The organism is Pseudomonas neustonica (assembly GCF_003797945.1).
GTDB lineage: Bacteria > Pseudomonadota > Gammaproteobacteria > Pseudomonadales > Pseudomonadaceae > Halopseudomonas > Halopseudomonas neustonica.
Genome location: NZ_RKKU01000002.1, coordinates 97,457 through 118,178 on the forward strand (window position 1 = coordinate 97,457; position 20,722 = coordinate 118,178).

The 20,722-nt window shown below is 58.2% G+C and carries 18 protein-coding genes; 10 read left to right on the top strand and 8 right to left on the bottom strand.

The window, feature by feature from the left end:
• Positions 1 to 32: 32 nt before the first annotated feature.
• Genes modC through modA form a run of 3 tightly spaced genes read right to left on the bottom strand, consistent with a single transcriptional unit; the run spans position 33 to position 2,567 of the window.
• A complete protein-coding gene (gene modC, locus EF096_RS02730) occupies positions 33 to 1,112 on the bottom strand; it encodes a molybdenum ABC transporter ATP-binding protein (protein ID WP_123888085.1) in 1,080 nt (359 codons plus the stop codon).
• Between the two features lie 9 nt (positions 1,113 to 1,121).
• On the bottom strand, positions 1,122 to 1,805 hold the full coding sequence (gene modB, locus EF096_RS02735; RefSeq protein ID WP_123888086.1) for a molybdate ABC transporter permease subunit: 684 nt from the start codon (positions 1,803 to 1,805) through the stop codon (positions 1,122 to 1,124).
• A gap of 12 nt (positions 1,806 to 1,817) precedes the next feature.
• The gene (modA, locus tag EF096_RS02740; RefSeq protein WP_123888087.1) at positions 1,818 to 2,567 is read right to left on the bottom strand and encodes a molybdate ABC transporter substrate-binding protein; all 750 of its coding nucleotides are present in this window, start codon (positions 2,565 to 2,567) and stop codon (positions 1,818 to 1,820) included.
• A 155-nt stretch (positions 2,568 to 2,722) separates the two neighbouring features.
• On the opposite strand from modA, the gene EF096_RS02745 reads away from it, so the two are divergent.
• Both EF096_RS02745 and EF096_RS02750 read left to right on the top strand, forming a co-directional pair.
• Positions 2,723 to 3,484, top strand: coding sequence for a TOBE domain-containing protein (locus EF096_RS02745; protein ID WP_123888088.1), 762 nt, complete (start codon positions 2,723 to 2,725; stop codon positions 3,482 to 3,484).
• 32 nt (positions 3,485 to 3,516) lie between these two features.
• Positions 3,517 to 4,062: a DUF1003 domain-containing protein gene (locus tag EF096_RS02750; RefSeq protein ID WP_123888089.1), complete on the top strand. Its 546-nt coding sequence runs from the start codon at positions 3,517 to 3,519 to the stop codon at positions 4,060 to 4,062.
• 1 nt (position 4,063) lies between these two features.
• On the opposite strand, the gene EF096_RS02755 is transcribed toward EF096_RS02750, so the two are convergent.
• The gene (locus EF096_RS02755) at positions 4,064 to 5,224 is read right to left on the bottom strand and encodes a benzoate/H(+) symporter BenE family transporter (protein ID WP_123888090.1); all 1,161 of its coding nucleotides are present in this window, start codon (positions 5,222 to 5,224) and stop codon (positions 4,064 to 4,066) included.
• A 122-nt stretch (positions 5,225 to 5,346) separates the two neighbouring features.
• Here EF096_RS02755 and EF096_RS02760 point away from each other — a divergent pair, with 122 nt between their 5' ends.
• Positions 5,347 to 5,928 carry a helix-turn-helix domain-containing protein gene (locus EF096_RS02760; RefSeq protein WP_123888091.1) on the top strand — a complete coding sequence of 194 codons (582 nt, stop codon included), beginning with the start codon at positions 5,347 to 5,349 and terminating at the stop codon, positions 5,926 to 5,928.
• Here EF096_RS02760 and EF096_RS02765 read toward each other — a convergent pair.
• Positions 5,916 to 6,194, bottom strand: a complete 279-nt coding sequence (locus tag EF096_RS02765) for a peptidylprolyl isomerase (protein WP_123888092.1) — start codon at positions 6,192 to 6,194, stop codon at positions 5,916 to 5,918. The genes EF096_RS02760 and EF096_RS02765 overlap by 13 nt on opposite strands.
• Positions 6,195 to 6,354: 160 nt before the next feature.
• On the opposite strand from EF096_RS02765, the gene EF096_RS02770 reads away from it, so the two are divergent.
• The 3 genes from EF096_RS02770 to arsJ all read left to right on the top strand — a co-directional run bounded on the left by EF096_RS02770 (position 6,355) and on the right by arsJ (position 8,982).
• On the top strand, positions 6,355 to 6,687 hold the full coding sequence (locus tag EF096_RS02770) for a metalloregulator ArsR/SmtB family transcription factor (RefSeq protein ID WP_123888093.1): 333 nt from the start codon (positions 6,355 to 6,357) through the stop codon (positions 6,685 to 6,687).
• 69 nt (positions 6,688 to 6,756) lie between these two features.
• Positions 6,757 to 7,761, top strand: coding sequence for an ArsJ-associated glyceraldehyde-3-phosphate dehydrogenase (locus EF096_RS02775; protein WP_123888094.1), 1,005 nt, complete (start codon positions 6,757 to 6,759; stop codon positions 7,759 to 7,761).
• 3 nt (positions 7,762 to 7,764) lie between these two features.
• A complete protein-coding gene (gene arsJ, locus EF096_RS02780; protein ID WP_123888095.1) occupies positions 7,765 to 8,982 on the top strand; it encodes an organoarsenical effux MFS transporter ArsJ in 1,218 nt (405 codons plus the stop codon).
• Here the strand turns inward: arsJ and hexR are convergent.
• Positions 8,972 to 9,838: a transcriptional regulator HexR gene (gene hexR / locus EF096_RS02785; RefSeq protein WP_123888096.1), complete on the bottom strand. Its 867-nt coding sequence runs from the start codon at positions 9,836 to 9,838 to the stop codon at positions 8,972 to 8,974. The genes arsJ and hexR overlap by 11 nt on opposite strands.
• Positions 9,839 to 10,001: 163 nt before the next feature.
• Between hexR and zwf the strand changes: the two genes are divergently transcribed.
• A complete protein-coding gene (zwf, locus tag EF096_RS02790; RefSeq protein WP_123888264.1) occupies positions 10,002 to 11,444 on the top strand; it encodes a glucose-6-phosphate dehydrogenase in 1,443 nt (480 codons plus the stop codon).
• Between the two features lie 22 nt (positions 11,445 to 11,466).
• Here the strand turns inward: zwf and EF096_RS02795 are convergent, their stop codons facing one another.
• Positions 11,467 to 14,265 (bottom strand): putative bifunctional diguanylate cyclase/phosphodiesterase, encoded by a 2,799-nt coding sequence (locus EF096_RS02795; RefSeq protein WP_235869617.1) that lies wholly within the window; start codon positions 14,263 to 14,265, stop codon positions 11,467 to 11,469.
• A gap of 266 nt (positions 14,266 to 14,531) precedes the next feature.
• On the opposite strand from EF096_RS02795, the gene uvrD reads away from it, so the two are divergent.
• From uvrD to EF096_RS02810, 3 genes are all read left to right on the top strand, one after another.
• Positions 14,532 to 16,706 carry a DNA helicase II gene (uvrD, locus tag EF096_RS02800; protein WP_123888098.1) on the top strand — a complete coding sequence of 725 codons (2,175 nt, stop codon included), beginning with the start codon at positions 14,532 to 14,534 and terminating at the stop codon, positions 16,704 to 16,706.
• Positions 16,707 to 16,912: 206 nt separating this feature from the next.
• Positions 16,913 to 18,022, top strand: coding sequence for a TRAP transporter substrate-binding protein (locus tag EF096_RS02805; RefSeq protein WP_123888099.1), 1,110 nt, complete (start codon positions 16,913 to 16,915; stop codon positions 18,020 to 18,022).
• Between the two features lie 246 nt (positions 18,023 to 18,268).
• Entirely contained in the window at positions 18,269 to 18,991 is a 723-nt protein-coding gene (locus EF096_RS02810; RefSeq protein ID WP_235869618.1) for a lipopolysaccharide kinase InaA family protein, read from the top strand.
• A gap of 26 nt (positions 18,992 to 19,017) precedes the next feature.
• Here the strand turns inward: EF096_RS02810 and EF096_RS02815 are convergent, their stop codons facing one another.
• Positions 19,018 to 20,595, bottom strand: coding sequence for a cryptochrome/photolyase family protein (locus EF096_RS02815; RefSeq protein ID WP_123888101.1), 1,578 nt, complete (start codon positions 20,593 to 20,595; stop codon positions 19,018 to 19,020).
• Between the last annotated feature and the right edge of the window lie 127 nt (positions 20,596 to 20,722).

Sequence of the window (20,722 nt, forward strand, 5' to 3'; positions counted from 1 at the left end):
AAATAATCACCTGGTTTTCAGCGCATTGCTGATCAGCCCAGTAAGGCGACTGATTTTATCTGTGCCCATATTGGTTGCCCTGGGTACAGACCCAGTTGCTCGCTGGAGTAGCGAGTGATGCGCGCCAGCAAGGGTGTGCCCTGCAGGTCCAGTCTGACCAGCAAGTGTGCCGGGTTGTCTGCCGCAGCCAGCTCGACAACCTGAGCGGGAAGCAGATTGAGGATGCTGCTGTGCTCCGGCTGGCTCAGGCTAAGACTGACATCGCGGGCTTGCACACGCAGCCGCAGCTGTTGGCCAGGGGCAATGGGTTGATGAGCGACGCGGATGCTGAGTTGGCTGTTTGGCAGCTGCAGACTGAGCAACTGGTAGTCGGCATCATAGTGGGTGACCAGGCCGTTGATGACCACACCGGCGTTGTCGCCCTGGGCCAAAGGTAGGTCCAGGCGCGGTAGCAGTGTGTTGAGCTCCCCGCTGGCCAGCGCCTGGCCGTTTTCAAGCAGCACCATATGGTCAGCCAACTGTGCGACCTCGTCGATTGCGTGGCTGACATAGATGATGGGTATTTGTAGCTCGCCGGGCAGACGTTGCAGATAGGGCAGGACCTCCGCTTTGCGCTGGGCATCCAGCGCACTCAGGGGTTCGTCCATCAGCAGCAGGCTGGGGCTAGTCAGCAGAGCGCGAGCAATCCCGACGCGCTGCCGCTCACCCCCCGACAGCAGCGCGGGCATGCGCGCAAGCAGGTGTTCAATACCTAGTAGCTCAATCGCCTGATTCAGTCTGATGCGCCGCTCACCCGCGGCGATGCGCTTGAAGCCAAACAGCAGATTGTCTTCGACGCTCAGGTGATCAAACAGGCTGGACTCCTGAAACACATAGCCGATTGCGCGCTGGTGCGGCGCGACAAATACACCACGCTGGCTGTCTTGCCAGCATTCGCCATTGAGCGTTAGTTGTCCTTGTGGTGGGTGTTCCAGACCAGCCATACAACGCAGCAAGCTGGTCTTGCCGGAGCCGGAGGGACCGAACAGCGCAGTCACCCCGTGCGCCGGTAGCTGAAGCTCTACATCCAGCGTGAAGCTATCCAATGACAGGCTGAAGCGAGCTTCGAGCATAGGTGTTCCTTAGCTGATCGCGCGGGCGCCAACCCGACCACGGCGTTGCAGGGTGAGCAGTATGGCGAAGGAAAACACCAGCATACCGGCGGCCAACCAATGTGCCTGAGCGTATTCCATGGCTTCCACGTGATTGAATATCTGCACTGACACCACCCGCGTCTGATCCGGAATATTACCGCCAATCATTAGCACCACCCCAAACTCGCCGATGGTATGGGCGAAGCCCAGCACGCTGGCGGTTACCAGACCGGGTCGCGCCAGCGGCAGCGCGACGTGAAAGAACCGGTCAAGTGGTCCGGCGCGCAGCGTCGCCGCGACTTCCAGTGGCCGCGTGCCTATGGCTTCAAAGGCATTCTGGATAGGTTGCACCACGAAGGGTAGCGAATAGAACAGCGAGCCGATGACCAGGCCGGTAAAGGTAAAGGGCAGAGTGCCGAGCCCCAGGCTTTGCGTTAACGCACCGACCGGCCCCTGTGGGCCCATCGCGACCAGCAGATAGAATCCGATGACGGTAGGGGGCAGCACCAGTGGCAGCGCGACCAGCGCGCCAATCGGCGCCTTCAACCAGCTGCGGGTACGTGCCAGCCACCAGGCTAGCGGGGTGCCGAGGAGCAACAGTAACGCTGTAGTGATGCTGGCAAGTTGGAGCGTTAGCCAGATGGCGGCGAAGTCGGCGCTGGTTAGCGGCATGGCTGCAGGACCCTAGAGCTGGTAGCCGAAGGAGCGGATGATCTTGGCAGCGCGTTCACCGCGAAGATAGTCGACCAGTGCTGTCGCTGCAGGATTGGCTGCTGCTTTGCTGAGAATCACCGCGTCCTGGTGAATGGGATCATGCAGCTCGGCCGGGACCAGCCAGGCTGAGCCGTTACTGAGTTGGCCATCGCGGTAGACCTGCGACAGCGCGACGAAGCCCAGTTCTGCATTGCCGCTGGCGACAAACTGATAAGCCTGTCCAATGCTCTGACCCTCCACCAGCCTTGGGGTCAGCTGCTCAAGCAGGCCCTGCGCTGCCATGACCTGAGTGGCCGCCATACCGTAGGGCGCCGTTTTGGGGTTAGCGATAGCCAGGTGCTGGAAGCGGTCGCTGCGTAGCACGGCGCCGGAGTGATCCACTAGATCAGGCTGGGCGGACCATAACGCCAAGGCGCCGGTAGCATAAGTGAAGCGTGAGCCGCCCAGTGTTGCGCCCTCGCTCTCTAGTTTGGCTGGTGTGCTGTCATCGGCGGCCAGAAAGACATCGAAAGGCGCGCCATGCGTTATCTGGGCATACAACTGACCGGTCGATCCAAAGGAGGCTTTCACCTGATGGCCGGTGTCCTGCTCGAATGCTGCGGCAATGACCTGCATGGGCGCGGTGAAATTGGCTGCTACCGCCACTTGAACCTCTTCTGCCAACACTTGGGCACTGGGCAGCAACAGGCACAGCAGCAGGGTCTTAAGCGTATGGCGCATGGTAGCTCCGATAGCATAGGAAGAATGGCTTGGCGAACCGCTATATTATTGGTTATATAACGAATAACAAGCACTGATCCGTCGCAGCACGGCTGTGCTGGCGTGTCTGCGGGTATATCCTTGGCAAATCGAAACACAATACAGCGGCGATATCGATGAAACTCGAAGGACAGCTCTGGTTTGCCCATGAGGGCCAGAATCTGGCGGGGCAGGGGCGTATCGAGCTGCTGCAACAGATTGCCGACACCGGTTCCATCAGCAAGGCGGCCAAGGCTGCGGGTATGAGCTACAAGACCGCCTGGGACGCGGTGGACGCGATGAATAAGGCGACCGGCTCGCCGCTGGTCGAGCGCTCGGTGGGCGGCAAGGGCGGTGGCGGCACGCGCTTGACCGCCAAGGGCGAAGAGCTGGTGGCGGCTTTTTTGCGCTATCAGCAGGAGCATGAGCAATTTCTCGCGCGACTGGCGGAGGACACTAGCCTGGAGCCTTATCTGCAGGTAATGCAGCGCCTGCGTTTGCGCACCAGTGCACGTAACCAGCTGTATGCGCGGGTAGTGCGGGTTGAACCGCTGGCGCTGAACGACCGGATCAGCCTGCAGCTCGATGGCGGTCAGCCACTGGTTGCCCTGATTACGCGTACCAGTAGCGAGCGCTTGAACCTGAGTGCAGGCTCTGAGGTATTCGCACTGATCAAGGCGCCCTGGCTTTGCCTGGCAGCAACAGGGCCTGGCGATAACCGGCTGGACGGACAGGTAACGCAGCTAGCGCAGAGTGAGCATGGTGCAGAGCTGCAGGTACAGCTCCCAGACGGGCCGGTATTGGTCGCTTCGCTGCGGCAGGATCAAGCGTTGCCGAGCGCGGGTGAGGAGGTCAGTCTCTGGGTTGAGCCGGAACAGATTATTCTGTGTGCCGTATGAGCCTTTTCTGAAAACGTCTTTGAGGTGCCAGCATGTCATCAGATACTTCCCCTGCAGCGCAAGCCAAAGCGGCTGCCAATCACACTCTGCGTTTTCACCGCGCCAGTCTGCACTTGAGCTCCGTATTCGGCGATGGCTGGTTCGCGCAGAAGGCAGAAGCCTTTGCCCGCTTCTTTGGTACGCCGGTTTTTCTGATCGCACAAACGCTGATCGTTGCGCTGTGGATTGGTATCAACGCCAGTGGGCTGGTGCACTTTGATCTTTACCCTTTCATTCTGCTCAACCTGGCGTTCAGCCTGCAGGCAGCCTATGCCGCGCCGCTGATTCTGCTGGCGCAGACACGGCAGGCGGATCGCGACAAGGCGCTGGCGCAAGCCGATGCGCAGCATCGGGAGGCACTGGCGGAGGCGGCGGAACAGCGCGGTCAGCATGCCGCCGCGCAGTCTGATGCCTTGCTCGCGCTGATGGAGCAGAACACCCGGCTGACCGAGCTAACGCACCATCTGAGTGAGCGTATTGAAGCCTTGACGCTGGAGATACATAACGGCGTGATCAGCCAATCCAGGCAGGATTCCTGAGCTAACCGCGTCTGCGCATCAGTTGCAGTACCAGCATGCCCAGCAGCAACCCCCAGAAAGCGCTGCCGATATGGAACAGCGACAAGCCCGAGGCGGTTACCAGAAAAGTCAGAAAGGCGGCCTCGCGCTGTGACTCTTCGTGCAGGGCGCTGGCCAGGCTGTTGCCAATAGTGCCGAGCAGGGCCAGCCCGGCGATAGCCATGATCAGGGCCTGCGGAAAGGCGGCGAACAGACTGGCGACAGTGGCGCCGAATAGCCCGGTCAGCAGGTAGAAAAGCCCGCCCCAGATGGTTGCCCGGTAGCGCTGGCTAGGGTCGGGATCGGCATCCTTGCCGGCACAGATAGCCGCACTGATGGCGGCCAGATTGAAGGTGTAGCCACCGAACGGTGCCAGCAATAGCCCGGTGATGCCGGTCGTGGTCATCAGCGGAGAAGCCGGCACCTGATAGCCGTTGGCGCGCAGTACTGCCATGCCGGGGACGTTCTGTGAGGCCATGGTGACGATGAACATGGGAATACCCACGCCGATCAGCGCGGTCAACGAGAAAGCCGGTGTGGTCCATACCGGCTGCGCCATGGACCAGTCCAGCGCATCCATATGCAGCTGACTCCCCAGCGCCGCGATGACGACGCCAACCAGCAGGGCCAGTGGCACGACGTAGCGCGGTAGCAACTGGCGGCCCAGCAGGTAGGTGATCAGCATGGCGCCGACCATCAGGGTTTGCTGCTCCAGCGCCACAAACAGATTCAGGCCAAAGGGCAGCAACACGCCAGCCAGCATGGCGCCTGCCAGTGAGGCAGGAATCAAGCGCATGATGCGATCAAACCAGCCGAGCAGGCCGCAGAGTGTGATCAGCGCGGCGTTGAACAGAAATACGCCAATGGCTTCATTCAAGCTGAAGCCCGGTAAGCCGGTGGCCAGCAGCGCGCCGCCCGGTGTGCTCCAGGCAATCAGTATGGGGGAGCGATAGCGCAGCGACAGGCCGATACTGGTGAAGGCCATGCCCACACCCAGTGCCCACAGCCAGGAGCTGATTTCATCCGGTGACGCGCCTGCCGCTTCGGCGGCCTGGAAGATAATCACTGCAGAGCTGGTATAACCCACCAGCACGGCGATGAAGCCAGCGGCAATGTGAGACGGGTTGAACCAGGCCTTGAGCATGTGACTATCCTTGATAAGCGGCTGTGCGTTATAGCGCACGAATGGCCGATGCTAGCATTGTGCGCTATAACGCACAAAAGAAAATTGCTAAGCTGTTTTCCCCTTTTATAACCGGACTGTCCATGCAGGAAATCAATCAGTATCTGGCCGATACGTTGCGTCAGCTGCGCCATGATCGTAGCTGGAGTCTCGATCGCGCCGCCAGTGAGTGTGGGGTCAGCAAGGCCATGCTGGGGCAAATCGAGCGGGGTGAGTCCAGCCCGACAGTGGCGACACTGTGGAAGATTGCCAGTGGTTTCGACACCTCGCTGTCGAGTTTTCTGGAGCCTGCTCCGGCCGAACTGCGCGGCGTCACTCTGCGCAGTGCCGATGCGCTGCGTCAGCGGCCAACTGCCGATGCCATGTTAATGGCACCGCTGTTTCCCTTTGATGCGCGCTATGGTTTCGAGCTGTTCGAGTTCACCCTGCTGCCGGGCTACGAGCGGCTGTCAGAACCGCACAGCCAGAGTGTGGTCGAGCACGTGGTGGTCGTGCGTGGGGTGATGGAGTTATTGGTGCGAGGCGTTTGGCAACGCCTCGGTGAGGGGGAGGCGGTACGTTTTGCCGCCGACCAGCCACATGGCTATCGTAACCCCACCAGTGCCCCGGCGGTGTTCCACGACCTGATTCACTATCCGCCTGGTAGCGACTCTCAGTCGCGGTAAAAAACCTGCACCAGGTGATAGCCAAACTGGGTTTTTACCGGCCCATGTACCACTTTCAGTGGCTTTTTGAAGATGATCTGGTCAATCGCCTTGACCATCTGCCCCGGTCTTACTTCACCCAGATCGCCACCACGTTTCTTTGATGGGCAGGTGGAGTGCTTCTTTGCCAGCACATCAAAGGCTTCGCCGGCGGCAATACGCTGCTTGAGTGCGGCGGCTTCGGCTTCGGTTTTAACCAGAATATGGCGGGCCATGGCGACGGGCATGGGGGCATCCTCAAAGGTAACAGGCAGCGAATTATGCCTGATCAGAGCGCCGCTATGCAGGGGCCTGGCTATATGAACTTTATATGAAGTCTCTAAATATACGATTTACCGTATATATGGGAATCCGTATATTGTGTTTATTCCCTGCTGTGAGTGCGCCATGTCCACCCTTACCCCTGTTGTGCTGTTTAAAGCCCTGGCTGATGACACTCGGGCACGTATCTGCCTGTTGCTGGCGCAGCGCGGTGAGCTCTGTGTCTGTGACCTCACCGCAGCGCTTGCGGCCAGCCAGCCCAAGGTCTCGCGTCACCTGGCACTGCTGCGCAGCGCCGGTTTGCTGAGTGACCGGCGTGCAGGGCACTGGGTTTATTATCGATTGGCGGTCACGCTGCCGAGCTGGGTTACTGAGGTGCTCGATCACAGCGCCGCTGGCAACGTAGCTTGGCTGGCCGAGAGTATTGCGCGTTTGCCGCCCTCCGGCTGCTGCGACTGATTGGGTCCATACTCAAGGTAGTGCGTCGTTGCACGCGTCGCTTTCTTTGCCCGTTTCAGGAGACAGATTATGAGCATCAAGGTAGGTATCAATGGCTTTGGGCGTATCGGCAAACTGGCGCTACGCGCCGCATGGGACTGGCCGGAGCTGGAGTTTGTGCAGATCAACGATCCCGGCGGCGACGCCGCGACCCACGCACATCTGCTGAATTTCGATTCGGTGCATGGCCGCTGGCATCACGAAGCCCGGGGTGCTGAGGGCGCCCTGGTGATCGGCAACCGTCATTTGCCGCTCTCCGCCAATCGTGCAATTGCCGATACCGACTGGTCCGGTTGTGATCTGGTGATTGAGGCCAGCGGCGCAAACAAGACCAGCGCTGTGCTGCAGGGCTATCTCGATCAGGGCGTGAAGCGCGTGGTGGTCAGCGCGCCAGTAAAAGAGAGCGCGGTGCTGAACGTGGTGCTGGGGGTAAACGACCATCTGTTTGATCCCCAGGTGCATCGCATAGTGACGGCGGCCTCCTGCACCACCAATTGCCTGGCGCCGGTAGTCAAGGTGATTCACCAAGCCATGGGTATCAAGCACGGCTCTATTACCACCATCCATGATGTGACCAACACCCAGAGTATTCTCGACCAGCCGCACAAGGATCTGCGTCGTGCGCGGGCGTGCGGCATGAGCCTGATTCCGACCAGCACCGGCTCGGCGACGGCCATTGCCGAGATATTTCCCGAGTTGCGCGGCAAGCTGAATGGCCATGCCGTGCGCGTGCCATTGGCCAACGCGTCGCTGACCGATTGCGTCTTTGAGGTAGCTCGGGAAACCAGCGTCGAGGAGGTCAACCAGCTGTTCAAGGCTGCGGCGGTCGGCGCTATGCAGGGCATTCTCGGTTATGAGGAGCGGCCATTGGTTTCCATCGACTATCGTACCGATCCGCGCTCCTCGATTATTGATGCATTGAGCACCATGGTGGTCAACGGCACTCAGGTAAAAATCTATAGCTGGTATGACAATGAGTGGGGTTACAGCAATCGTTTGGTCGAGCTGGCACGCTTGGTCGGGCAGGCGGGCTAACCGATGCAGTGGCTGTCGCAGCTTTCCGCCGAGGTGCGGCAGTATCTGATCGTAACCGGCAATTATTGGGCTTTCACCCTGACCGACGGCGCTTTGCGCATGCTGGTTGTGCTGCACTTCCATCAGCTCGGCTATAGCCCGCTGCAGGTGGCCGGGTTGTTTCTGTTCTATGAAATTTTTGGGGTGGTTACCAATCTGCTGGGCGGCTGGCTGGGTGCGCGTGTTGGCTTGAATCGCACTATGAATCTGGGGCTGTTGTTGCAGGTAGTTGCTTTGCTGATGCTCACCGTACCGGCGTCTGCGCTTACTGTTGTTTGGGTAATGGCGGCGCAGGCACTCTCGGGCATCGCCAAGGACCTGAACAAGATGAGCGCAAAAAGCAGCATCAAGCTGCTGCTGCCGGATGATCAGCAGGGCGCGCTCTATCGTTGGGTGGCGCTGCTGACCGGCTCGAAGAATGCGCTCAAGGGGCTGGGTTTCTTTCTCGGCGGGGTGCTGCTTACAACCCTGGGGTTTGCTGGCGCGGTGCTTTTGCTCGCCCTGCTGCTGGCGCTGGTTTGGCTACTCAGCCGACGGTTGCTCAAGCGTGAACTGGGGCGCGCCAGTGGCAAGCCCAAGTTCCGTGAACTGCTGTCAAAAAGCCGAACCATCAACCTGCTCTCGGCGGCTAGGCTGTTTCTATTTGCGGCGCGCGATGTCTGGTTTGTGATCGCACTGCCGGTCTATCTAAGCAGTGTATTTGGCTGGGACTTCTGGCAAGTAGGCGGTTTTATGGCTTGCTGGGTGATCGGTTACGGGCTGGTGCAGACGCAGGCGCCGCGCTTCACCGAGCGCAGAGACAGGCTGCCGGACGGCCGCGTCGCGGCCTACTGGGTAGCAGGGCTCAGCGTACTGCCCGGACTGATTGCCCTGGGTTTGCTGTGGCAGGGTGCAAATGTCTGGATATTGCTGGGTGGGCTGCTGCTATTTGGTGTGGTGTTCGCGGTCAATTCATCGCTGCACAGTTACTTGATCGTGGCCGGTGCCCGGCGCGATGGCGTGTCACTGGATGTTGGGTTTTACTACATGTCGAACGCCCTGGGACGGCTACTGGGTACGCTGCTTTCAGGGTGGGTCTATCAGAGCGCCGGACTGGTGGCTTGCCTGGGGTGGTCTTGCGGGCTACTGATAACGGCAACGCTGATCTCGCTGGCGTTACCACGTGCGGCGCCTATTCGCTGACTTCACCGCGCGACTTGTTCGAGAGGCGCAGGCCACGCAGGCTGCGCTTGACACTTTTCAGGTGATTGACCAGTTCTGGACCGCGACGCATCGCCATGCCCATTGCCAATACGTCGATGACCACCAGGTGGGCGATACGCGAGGACAGCGGCGTGTAGATGTCGGTATCTTCGGGCACATCAATCGGGATATGAATGCGGCCCAGCTCAGCCAGCGGTGTGCGGCTAGGGCAGAGGCTGATCAGGGTCGCGCCGGTCTCTACCACCAGGTTGGCGGAGTGCAATAAATCCTTGGTGCGGCCGGTCTGCGAAATAGCCACGGCGACGTCTTCAGGGCCAAGGGTGACGGCGGACATGGCCTGCATGTGCGGGTCGGAATAAGCCGCAGTGGATACTTGCAGGCGGAAAAACTTGTGCTGCGCGTCACTGGCGACCGCGCCTGAGGCACCAAAGCCGTAGAATTCGACGCGGCGGGCTTGGGTCAAAGCATCAATTGCGTGCTCAATCGCCTGCGGATCAAGGCGTTCGCGCACATCCATCAGGGTAGCCAGCGTGGTATCGAAGATCTTGTGTGACAGGGTGTCGACGCTGTCATCTTCGTTAATCGAGAATTGGCCGAAGCTGGCGCCAGCAGCTAGGCTCTGCGCCAGCTTGAGTTTCAAATCCTGGAACCCGGTACAGCCGATAGCCCGACAGAAGCGTACTATGGTCGGCTCACTGACACCGACATGCTGTGACAGGTCGGCCATGGACGAGTGCATTACCTGTGCCGCCTGCGCCAACACGTAGTCAGCCACCTTGAGCTCGGACTTTCGGAGCAGGTCGCGGCTGGCGGCTATGTGTTGGAGTAGATTCACGATGGCTTCATGTTAGGCTGCGAGTGAGTGGCTGCAGTGGTGTAGTTAAACATCTGTTTCTGGTGCCCGTAGGCGATCAATCTTGTAGTTATACTACAAAAACGCTGTGGGCGCTGTTTTCCGGGAGAGTGATGTGGCGGCGCAAGACGGTATCAGCTGTGACATGGTGGTGTTTGGCGGCACCGGTGACCTGGCAATGCGCAAGTTGTTGCCGGCGCTTTACTACCTGCATCGCGATGGTCATCTGCACGAAGGTACGCGTATCTATGCACTGGCAAGAGCGCAGCACTCGGCAGAGAGCTATCGCAAGTTTGCCAAGCGCCATGTCAGCCAGTATGTGGCGCGTAGTGACTTCGAGCAAAGCAGCTGGGAAAGCTTTGCTGCGCGTATGGATTACCTGTCGCTGGATGTCAGTCAGCGTGTCGAATTCCCCAAACTGACAAAATTGCTGAAGAAAGACAGTGAGCGCGTGCGCGTGTTTTATCTCGCCACCCTGCCGAGCCTGTTTGCACCCACGGTAAAACATCTGGCCTCGGTTGGCCTTGCTGATGAGTATGCGCGCGTCGTATTGGAAAAGCCGCTGGGCGAAAGCTTGCTTACCGCTAACCAGATCAATGATCAGATTGGCGCAGTGTTCGATGAGTCGCGGGTCTTCCGGATTGACCATTACCTGGGCAAGGAAGCGGTACAGAATCTGCTGGCGCTGCGCTTTGGCAACGCCTTGTTTGAGCCGCTCTGGCGCAACGCGCATATTGATCACGTGCAGATCAGTGTGCTGGAAAGCGTTGGCGTGGAGAATCGCGGCGACTACTACGACCGTGCTGGCGCCATGCGTGACATGGTGCAGAACCATCTATTGCAGTTGTTGTGCCTAGTGGCCATGGAAGCGCCGGTGCACTTTGAGCCCGAAGCGGTGCGTAACGAAAAACTCAAGATTCTTGAGGCGCTACGGCCGATTACCGGCATGGATGTGCAGGACCGTACCGTGCGTGGTCAGTATGCGGCGGGTGAGCATGCTGGCGAGCGTTTGCCAGCCTATTACTTTGAAAAGCGCGTAGACCATGACAGCAATACAGAAACTTTCGTTGCGCTGAAAACCGAAATTGATAACTGGCGCTGGGCCGGGGTGCCCTTTTATCTGCGCACGGGCAAGTCTATGGCGCAGCGTAAATCGGAAATTGTTATCCAATTCAAACCGGTGCCCTATCGTCTGTTCCCGCGTAGCGGTGATAACCCGGAAAACAATCGGTTGGTTATCAGTCTGCAGCCGGATGAAGGTATTCGTCTGTCGTTAATGGCCAAATCGCCAGGACGCGGCATGGGTTTGCAGAACGTAGATCTGGACCTGGATTTCGCCGATGCCTTCAAGCGTCGCCGCTGGGATGCCTACGAACGGCTGCTGCTGGACGTGATTCAGGGTGACGCTACGCTATTCATGCGTCGCGACGAGATAGAAGCCGCCTGGCGCTGGGTCGATCCGATCATTGCAGGCTGGCAGGACTGCTATCGCTCACCAAAACGTTACCCGGCCGGTAGCTGGGGGCCTGATGCGGCCGACAGTCTGCTGGAACGCCAGGGGCACGCCTGGCTGGACCAGCGTAGCTAGGCGTTAAGGCGTTTTGGGCAACTCAGTAGCGGCTACTGAGCATTGGCATCTCATTGCTGCTGTTCAGCAGCATGCTGAACTCATCAGCTGGAATCGGCCGGCTGATCAGGTAGCCCTGTACCTCATCGCAACCATTGGCCTTGAGGAAGGCCATTTGGCTTTCGTGCTCTACACCTTCAGCCACTACCGTCAGTGACAAGCTATGCGCCATCGCGATGATAGCGAGGATGATGGCATCGTCACTGTGTTTTTCATCCAGCTCGGCGACAAAAGCGCGATCGATTTTCAGGGTGCTGATCGGGAAGCGCTTGAGGTAGGCCAGTGAAGAGTAGCCGGTGCCAAAATCGTCTACCGAGAGCGTGATGCCCAACGCTTTCAGGGCGGCAATATTGGCCGAGACCGTGGGGCTATGCTCCAGCAGCATGCTTTCCGTCAGCTCCAACTCCAAAAGGTGCGCGGGTAAGCTGGTAGCCTGCAGAATCTGCGCAACATCCTGAGCGAAACCCTCCTGCCGCAGTTGTTGTACCGACAGGTTGACCGAAACGGCTACCGCTGTTGGACCCTCCCGGTACCACTGGCTCGCCTGTTTGCAGGCTTGCCGCAGCACGGTATCGCCCAGCGCCACTATCATGCCGGACTCTTCTGCAATGTTGATGAATTCGCCCGGCATGACCAGGCCGCGTTCAGGGTGTTGCCAGCGCACCAGAGCTTCGGCACTGCGGATGCGATCCGTGGCCAGGTGCAGCTTGGGTTGGTAGTAGACGATCAACTGGTCGTCTTCGAGAGCCTTGCGTAACTGGTTTTCCAGCTGCAATTGGTCGAGGCTGTAGGCGCGTAGCTCGTGGGTGAAAAACTGCGCGTTATTGCCGCCGAGTTGTTTTGCATGCTGCATGGCCTGATTGGCTTGCGTAATCAGCAATAGGCTGTCGCTTGCCGTAGCCGGAAACAGGCTGATGCCAATGGACGCGGTCATGACCAGTTCCTGTTCGCCCAGCAGCATGGGTTCGCGCAACCGGTGCAGCAGGGTATTGGCCAGCATTGAGAGGGCCTGCTCGTTCTCCGGATGTTCAACAATCACCACAAATTCGTCTGCGGAAAGGCGCGCCAACAGGTTTTGCGGTTGTACCGCTGCACTCAGTCTTTTAGCTACCTGCTGCAGCAGGCTGTCGGCCAGCGCGTGCCCCAGAGTAACGTTGATCTGCTTGAAACGATCCAGGTCAATGTGCAACAGCGCAACCTGCTGTTTTTGCTGACGGGCGCGGCTGGTGGCGTCCTGCAGACGCTCGTTGAACAGTTTACGGTTGGCCAGTTGGGTCAAGGCATCGTAGTTGGTCAGGTACTGGAGCTGCTCTTCGGTTTGGCGATGTGTTGTCAGGTCTGCGAAGAAACCGACGTAATGAGTAATCTGTCCGCCGCGGTCTCTTACCACCGTCAGCTGTAGCCAAATGGGGAAGTGTTCGCCGCTGCGCCGCTTGGCCGTGAGTTCGCCCTGCCAGCGGTCTTTGCCATTGAGGAATTGCTTCAGGTTCTTGAATTGGCTTTTCAGCTTGTGTCCGGCCAGCTCTAGAATATTCTGGCCTACGGCGTCTGCGCTGGAGCGGCCGGTGATGACGCTATAGGCCTGATTAACAGCAAGTATTTTCATATCCGGGGCAAGAATGAAGATGCCCTCAGATGTCGCCTCGAACACCGTAGATGCCAGCTGCGATTGCTCGTGTTGATACTTGCGTTCGGTGATGTCGCGGCGCGTACCTATCATGCGGATGGCGCGGCCGTCGGCATCGCGCTCGACCACTTGCCCGGCATCCTCAACCCAGACCCATTGGCCATTCTGGTGCAGTACCCGGTATTCCATACGATAGGCGTCGGTATCGCCTTTCATATGACGCACCAGTGTCTTGCGTACCATGGCGGCGTCAGCTGGGTGCAGGCGCGGCTTCAGGTCGAGCAGCATGCTCATGCCTTCATCCTGCTCAATGCCAAAGATGGTATCGATTTGTGAGTGAAACACCTGATCGGTCAATAAATCCCAATCCCAGAGCCCCAGCTGACTAGCCTCCATGGCCAGACTAAGCTGCGTTTTGCTGGCTTGCAGCGCTTGGGTGGCTTGCTCCAGTTCGGCTGTCCGCTCCTTGACTCGCGCCTCCAGGTCGTCGTGACTGTCGCGCAGTGACTGCTCGGCATTGCGACGCTGGTTTATTTCCCGGGTCAGTTGCTGGTTCAATTCTTCACTGCGTTGTTGTGTGCTGCTCAGGTTGGCAACCAGGGTTTCGTTGCGCAGGTTGCTGACCAGTGCTTCCAGTACTGAACGGTGGATAAAGGCGGCGCAGAGCAGAATACAGACAAACAGAATCATGCCCATCACGGCCCAGGCTTGACTGTATTCATTGTTTTGCGCGAACAGAAACAGCACCGGCGGCAGCCAGGCGGGGATAATGAAGGAGGCGAAGGCCGGAAAGCGGCTGGCGTAAATGACCCCAACGCATAACGCAACGCCGCCAGCCAAGCTGTAAACGGGCGCCTGGAGCGAAAAGTCGCCCAGCGGCGTCAAGCCGAGATAGACCCAAGCCAGGCAAAGGCCCGACGCGATATTGCCAAGGTGGAAGTACAGGCGCCAACGAGCGCGCAGACGATCTCTGGGTTGGCATGCATGGTAGCGGTTGACCAGCCGTTGCCGTAGTAGGCCCAATAAAATGATGATCGCCAGCCAACCAAGCAGGCTGGTCGCGCTGCGGTGTGGCCACAGCAGCGGCACAATCAGCAAGGCGGCACAGAGGATTAGCCACTGCGGCAGGCGCGAGTACGCGTACAGCTGGTTCATTTGCTGTAACCGTAGGTCGGCAGCAGAAAAAGAGGCTTGGTTGGCGCGGTAGCTCGTCATGACGAGGTGGAATTCCCGGAACGCTGCGCGTTTCTTTTTATCATTGAAAACTCTGGTAGCTAACAACGGGTTTAGCTACCCAACCTTACACCAGCGTTCTGCTCCGGCACAGCCCCACGTAATTAAAAAGCTGTTACGAGCGCGTCTGGCACGGCAGATACAGCTTACGCTTTCGAGCATTGAGTGGTCGCTGGTAGAATACCGCGATGGATATCTCCCACCTGCTTAATTCTTTAAATGACGCCCAGCGCCAGGCGGTCTCCGCCAGCCTCGGTCAACAGTTGGTGCTGGCTGGTGCCGGCTCCGGCAAAACCCGCGTGCTGGTGCACCGTATTGCTTGGCTGGTCGAGGTCGAAAAGGCCTCGCCCTGGAGCATTCTTTCGGTCACCTTCACCAACAAGGCTGCCTATGAAATGCGCGGGCGTATCGAGCAAATGCTCGGTATTTCGCCGCAGGGCATGTGGGTCGGCACTTTTCATGGGCTGGCGCATAGGTTATTGCGGGCCCACTGGCGCGAGGCCGGGCTGGCCGAGCAGTTTCAGATTCTCGATAGTGATGATCAGCTGCGGCTGGTTAAGCGAGTGATTCGCGAGCTGGGCCTGGATGAGAACCAATGGGCGCCCAAACAGGCACAGTGGTGGATCAACGGACAGAAAGACGAAGGCCTGCGTCCGCAGAATATTCAGCCCGCCGGCGATCTGTATCTAACTACCATGGTGCGTATTTATACCGCCTACGAGCAGGCTTGTGCCCGCGCTGGTGCGGTGGATTTTGCTGAGCTGCTGCTGCGTTCGCTGGAGCTGTGGCGCGACAATCAGACCCTGCGTGAGCAGTATCAGGCGCGCTTCAAGCACATGCTGGTGGACGAGTTTCAGGATACCAATGCGGTGCAGTACGCCTGGTTGCGGCATTTGGCCGGCAAGAGCCCCAGTCTGATGGTCGTGGGTGACGATGACCAGTCTATCTACGGCTGGCGCGGCGCACGCATTGAAAACATCCAGCAGTTTCAGACCGATTACCCGAACGCCGAGATGATTCGCTTGGAGCAGAACTACCGCTCTACTGCGACCATCCTCAAGGCAGCCAACGCACTCATCGACAATAACGCGGGTCGATTGGGCAAGCAGCTGTGGACCGACGGTAACGACGGTGAGCCTATCTCCCTTTACGCGGGCTTCAACGAGCAGGATGAGGCCCGGTTCATCGTTGAACGCATCGAGCAGGCGGTGCGCGATGGAATGAGTCGCAGCGAGATCGCTATTCTCTACCGCTCCAACGCTCAGTCGCGTGTATTGGAAGAGGCACTACTGCGCAGTGGTGTGCCATACCGCATATATGGCGGTCAGCGGTTCTTCGAACGTGCCGAGATCAAGAATGCCATGGCGTATCTGCGGTTGATCGGTAACCGTGGTGACGATGGTGCACTGGAGCGCATCATCAATGTGCCGACTCGCGGCATCGGCGATAAAACGGTCGAGATGCTCCGTCAGCACGCTCGCGAGCAGGATGTTTCTATGTGGCAGGCTGCCTGTGATTTGCTCGATAACAAGGGCCTGCCTGGTCGCGCGGCCAATGCGGTGCAGGCATTTCAGGTGCTGATCGAGGAGCTTAGCGAGCGTGCCGAAGGCGTACCGCTCTATAGTAAAGCGCAAATCGCCATGGAAAACAGCGGCCTGCTGCGCTTTCACGAGCAGGAAAAAGGCGAAAAAGCACAGGCGCGCGTCGAAAACCTGGAAGAGCTGGTCTCAGCTGCACGAGCCTTCGAAAACGATATGGCGGATGAAGACGAGGAGGGCGATGTGCTGCTGGCGTTCCTTGCGCATGCCTCGCTCGAGGCTGGCGAAACCCAAGCCGATCGTTTTGAAGACAGTGTGCAGCTGATGACCTTGCACAGCGCCAAGGGTCTGGAATTTCCACTGGTGTTTATGGCCGGGGTAGAAGAGGGGCTCTTCCCGCACAAGATGAGCCTGGAAGATCCCGGCCGTTTGGAGGAGGAGCGTCGTCTGGCCTATGTGGGTATTACCCGGGCTATGCAGCTGTTAGTGATTACCTGGGCTGAGACACGTCGCTTGTACGGTAGTGAAACATTCAACAAGCTCTCACGCTTTGTCCGCGAAATACCGGCTGAGCTGATTCAGGAAGTGCGCTTGGGTAATCAGGTTAGTCGGCCTTTTGGGCCTGGCAAGACCGGGCTCTTTGCCGCTGACGCCAATGAGAGCACCGGCTTCTCTCTGGGCCAGCGGGTAATGCACTCTTTGTTTGGTGAGGGCGTGGTACTCAATTACGAGGGTCATGGCGCGCAGGCGCGGATTCAGGTCAATTTTGATGATGAAGGCAGCAAGTGGCTGATGGTGGCTTACGCCAAGCTCGAGCCGCTGTAGGCGACTTCAGCTTGGAGCGACAAGCTTCAAGCAGCAAGCTGGCCGTGCAGTTGTTGAACCCGCTGCCCGGATTAGGCGAATACAGGGTTGCAAGCATTGCCAAGTACAGGAACGTTGCGTGCGGCGTAGAGGCTGCCTCGCGAGAAAATTAATTAAGTGCTGCACCGACGCCTTGTCGCTGGCAGCCTGAAGCTTGGAGCCGTTTTATGGAACGTCGTAAGTTATTGACCGCCGCCGGGCTGGGTTTAGGTGCTGCAGCTCTGGCAGGTTGCAAGGATGAGGCTGCTTCCGCAGCGGGCACAGCTGGCGCTGCGCAAGCCGAGCAACGCTTTCGCTGGAAGATGGTCACCTCCTGGCCGGAGAACTTTCCCGGTCTGGGTACCACCGCGCAGCGTTTCGCCGACACGGTCGAGCGCATGTCGAATGGTCGGTTGAGTATTCAGGTGTTCGCCGCAGGTGCGCTGGTTCCTGCGCTGGAAGTCTTTGATGCGGTTTCCAGCGGCACTGCCGAGCTGGGTCATAGTGCTGCCTACTACTGGAAAGGTAAAAGTGCGACGGCGCCCTTTTTTACCGCAGTACCTTTCGGTCTGAATGCTCAGGAAATGAATGCCTGGCTATATGAAGGTGGCGGCCTCGAACTCTGGCAGCGTGCCTACGAGCCGCTGGGTGTATTGCCTTTGCCTTGCGGTAATACCGGCGTGCAGATGGCGGGTTGGTTCAATAAAGAGATCAACAGTCTGGATGATCTGCAGGGTCTGAAGATTCGCATGCCCGGATTTGGCGGCGAAGTCCTGTCCCGCGCCGGTGCTACCACCGTCAATCTGCCCGGCAGTGAAATCTTCACCTCGTTGCAGACGGGCGTGATTGATGCGACTGACTGGGTTAGCCCCTACAACGATCTGGCGTTTGGACTCTATCAGGCAGCCAAGTATTACTACTACCCCGGTTGGCAGGAGCCTTGCGCGGTGCTGGAGTTGACCATCAACCAGCAAAAACTCGCCGAGTTGCCCAGTGACCTGCAGGACATCGTCAAGCAAGCGGCGCGCTCGACCAACCAGGCCATGCTGGATGAGTACACCAAGCGCAATGCGGATGCACTGGATACCCTGGTCAATGAGCACGGCGTTGAGCTTCGTCGTTTACCTGACTCGGTCCTGGATCGCCTGCGCGATATCTCCATGGATGTGCTGGAAGAAACCGCTGCAGCAAATCCGCTTAACCGCGAAGTATGGGATTCGATGCAGGCTTTCCGCGAGAAGGTTAATGCCTGGCACGCGATTAGCGAAAAGGCGATGTATGATCTGCGCAGCCAGTAACGCTAGCGTTAATTGAATCGAAACCCGCCGAACAGGCGGGTTTTGTTTTTCTGCATGTTCACAGCTTTTGGCTTCATAAAGAAAGTGTTTTTGACTAGATCGTTACGACTTGGGTATGGTTGTTGCTTGCAGGTAATCAACCAACAGCCGGGATGGCGTTAACCACTGATAATAAGTCACTCCTACCGGTCTCGTACCGGGGCGCCGATTATGGGTGTAAAGGTGGTGGTAGAGAGGTGAATACAAGTGAGCGAATTACCTGAGGAGTATACCCATCTGTCTTTTTCCCAGTGGTGGCAGCAGCAGGGTGAGTGGGTTGAGGAACCGAACGAGCGACGTGACGGAATCAGCGGTGTGCAGTATTTGCGCACGCCAGACGGCAAAACGCTGTACAGCAAACGCCAGTGCGGGCATCTCAGCCGGTCGCTGCGTTATCCGCTAGGTCGCCCTACCGTGGTGCGCGAGCATCGTGCGCTGGAGGCTTATCGTGCCGCCGGGGTGCGTGTGCCCAAGCTGGTGTTTGCCGGTTCACGTAAAGAGGCGGGCGTTTGGCAGGGGTTGCTGATCACTGAAGAGTTGAAAGACTTTGTCAGCCTGGATCAGTGGTACGCCGAGGATGCGCCTGTTCAGCACGGTAACGCGACTCATCAGCATATGCTGCGAGAACTGGCAAAAACCCTTGGCCTGGCGCACATGGCTGGCTGGCAACATGGCTGCCTTTATTCCAAGCACGTGTTCATTCGCGTGCGCAGTCAGGGCGTAGAAATTGCGCTGCTGGATCTGGAAAAAGCGCGTCGTCGTCGGCGTAAACACGCCGCCGTACGCCATGACCTGAAGCAATTTTACCGTCATCGCGGCCCTATGCCCGAGGCTGACTGGTTCAAGCTGGTTGAGTATTACCAGCAAGTTGGCGTTGTCGAGCCCAGCCAGCGACTATTAGGCACCAAGACGCCCGTCGCTCCCCGTTAGCGTTAAGCCTGCGCTGGCCTCAGCGGTTATAACTGTTCTATGTCGGCTAACAGCGCCTCTGCTCTTTTGAGTATGGCGCTGCGTTGTTCTGCGGTTTTTTTGTGCCAGTTGGCGTAGACCATGCTATTGCGCGGGTTGCCCGAAAAATCAGCTTCATGCCTGCTCATGAAGTGCCAGTAAAGTGAGTTTAGCGGGCAGCTGGTGGGCTCGCTGGTCTGTTTTACCTGGTAAGTGCAGTCAGCGCAGTAGTCACTCATTTTGTTCACATAGTTGCCGCTGGCGGCGTAGGCCTTAGAGCCGACAATGCCGCCATCAGCGAACTGGCTCATGCCCCGGGTATTAGGTAGTTCAACCCATTCGATGGCATCGATATAGATACCCATATACCACTGGTCTACCTGATTGGGATGAATGCCGGCCAGCAGGCAAAAGTTGCCGGTAATCATCAGGCGCTGAATGTGGTGGGCGTAGGCAAAATCCAGTGATTGCGAGATAGCCTGCTGCAGACATCTCATGTTGGTTTTTGCGCTCCAGAACCAAGACGGTAGCTCGCGCTCGGCGGACAGGGCATTGAAGCCTGCATAGTCGGGCATGTTGGCCCAGTAGATACCGCGCACAAACTCGCGCCAGCCGAGTATCTGGCGCACGAAGCCTTCGATTTGGGCGATGTTGATAGCCTCAGCCTGCGGATCTCGATAATGCGCAATGGCGCTGTTTATGACGCGTTGCGGATCCAGCATTTTGCTATTGAGGGCGAATGACAGGCGCGAGTGATACAGGCTCCACTGGCTTGCCTGGTCCGAGCTCTCGAGCTTGCCGGTCATCGCGTCCTGGAAGTAACCGAAGCGCGGCAGGCCATGGCGGCAGAAATGCTCGAGCAGATCAATGGCCTGTTGCCGATTGGTTGGCCAGGGAAGCTGCGCGCTGGTTTGGCCCATGGTTTTGATCTCATGCCGCTGCAGGCGCTCAAGTATGCCGCTGACGTCATTGGCGAACAGCAGAGGTTGGGGTATGTGCTTGAGGTCGTCTTTCTTGAGCTTGTTGCGGTTGTCCTGATCATGATTCCACTGTCCGCCCTCCGGGGAAGAATCATCATCCATCAGCACCTGAAAGCGAACGCGCATCCTGCGGTAGAAGGCTTCCATCTGATGACGTTTGCCCTGAGTGAAATGCTCACGTAGCTCGTTGTCGCGCAGAAAGAAATGTTCTGACTCGAATACGCTGACGTCAATCGCGCTGTCTTCGGCAAAGCTGGCGAGTTGCTGGCGCAGGCGGTATTCGTCGGGTAGCTGATAGTCGAGGTGCTGGATCTCATATTTTGCTATCAGGAGCTCTAGCAGCGCGGGCAGGCTGGGGTAGTCCTGTGTGTCGTCCAGATCAAGATGCAACACCTCGTGGCCCGCCCCTTTCAAGGCCGTGGCAAACGCGCTCATGGCGGCAAAAAAAGCGCAGATTTTCTGCACGTGATGGGTCACGTAGGTGGCTTCCTGGTGCAGTTCAGCAAGCAGATAAAGCGTGGTTTCATCTTTCTGCCGAAACCAGGAATGACGCGCGTTGAGCTGGTCGCCCAGGATGAGTCGCAAGCGCTGATAACGTTTAGCCATGCACGGGTGCCTTATGGTTATGCCGTTGGTGGTCCGCTTACTGCTGCGTTTAGCAGCAAACGAGAGGAGTTCTTCTCAGCGGTTTATGGGTTTATCCTGCCACAGCTTTCAGGCTGACGCCGAGCCG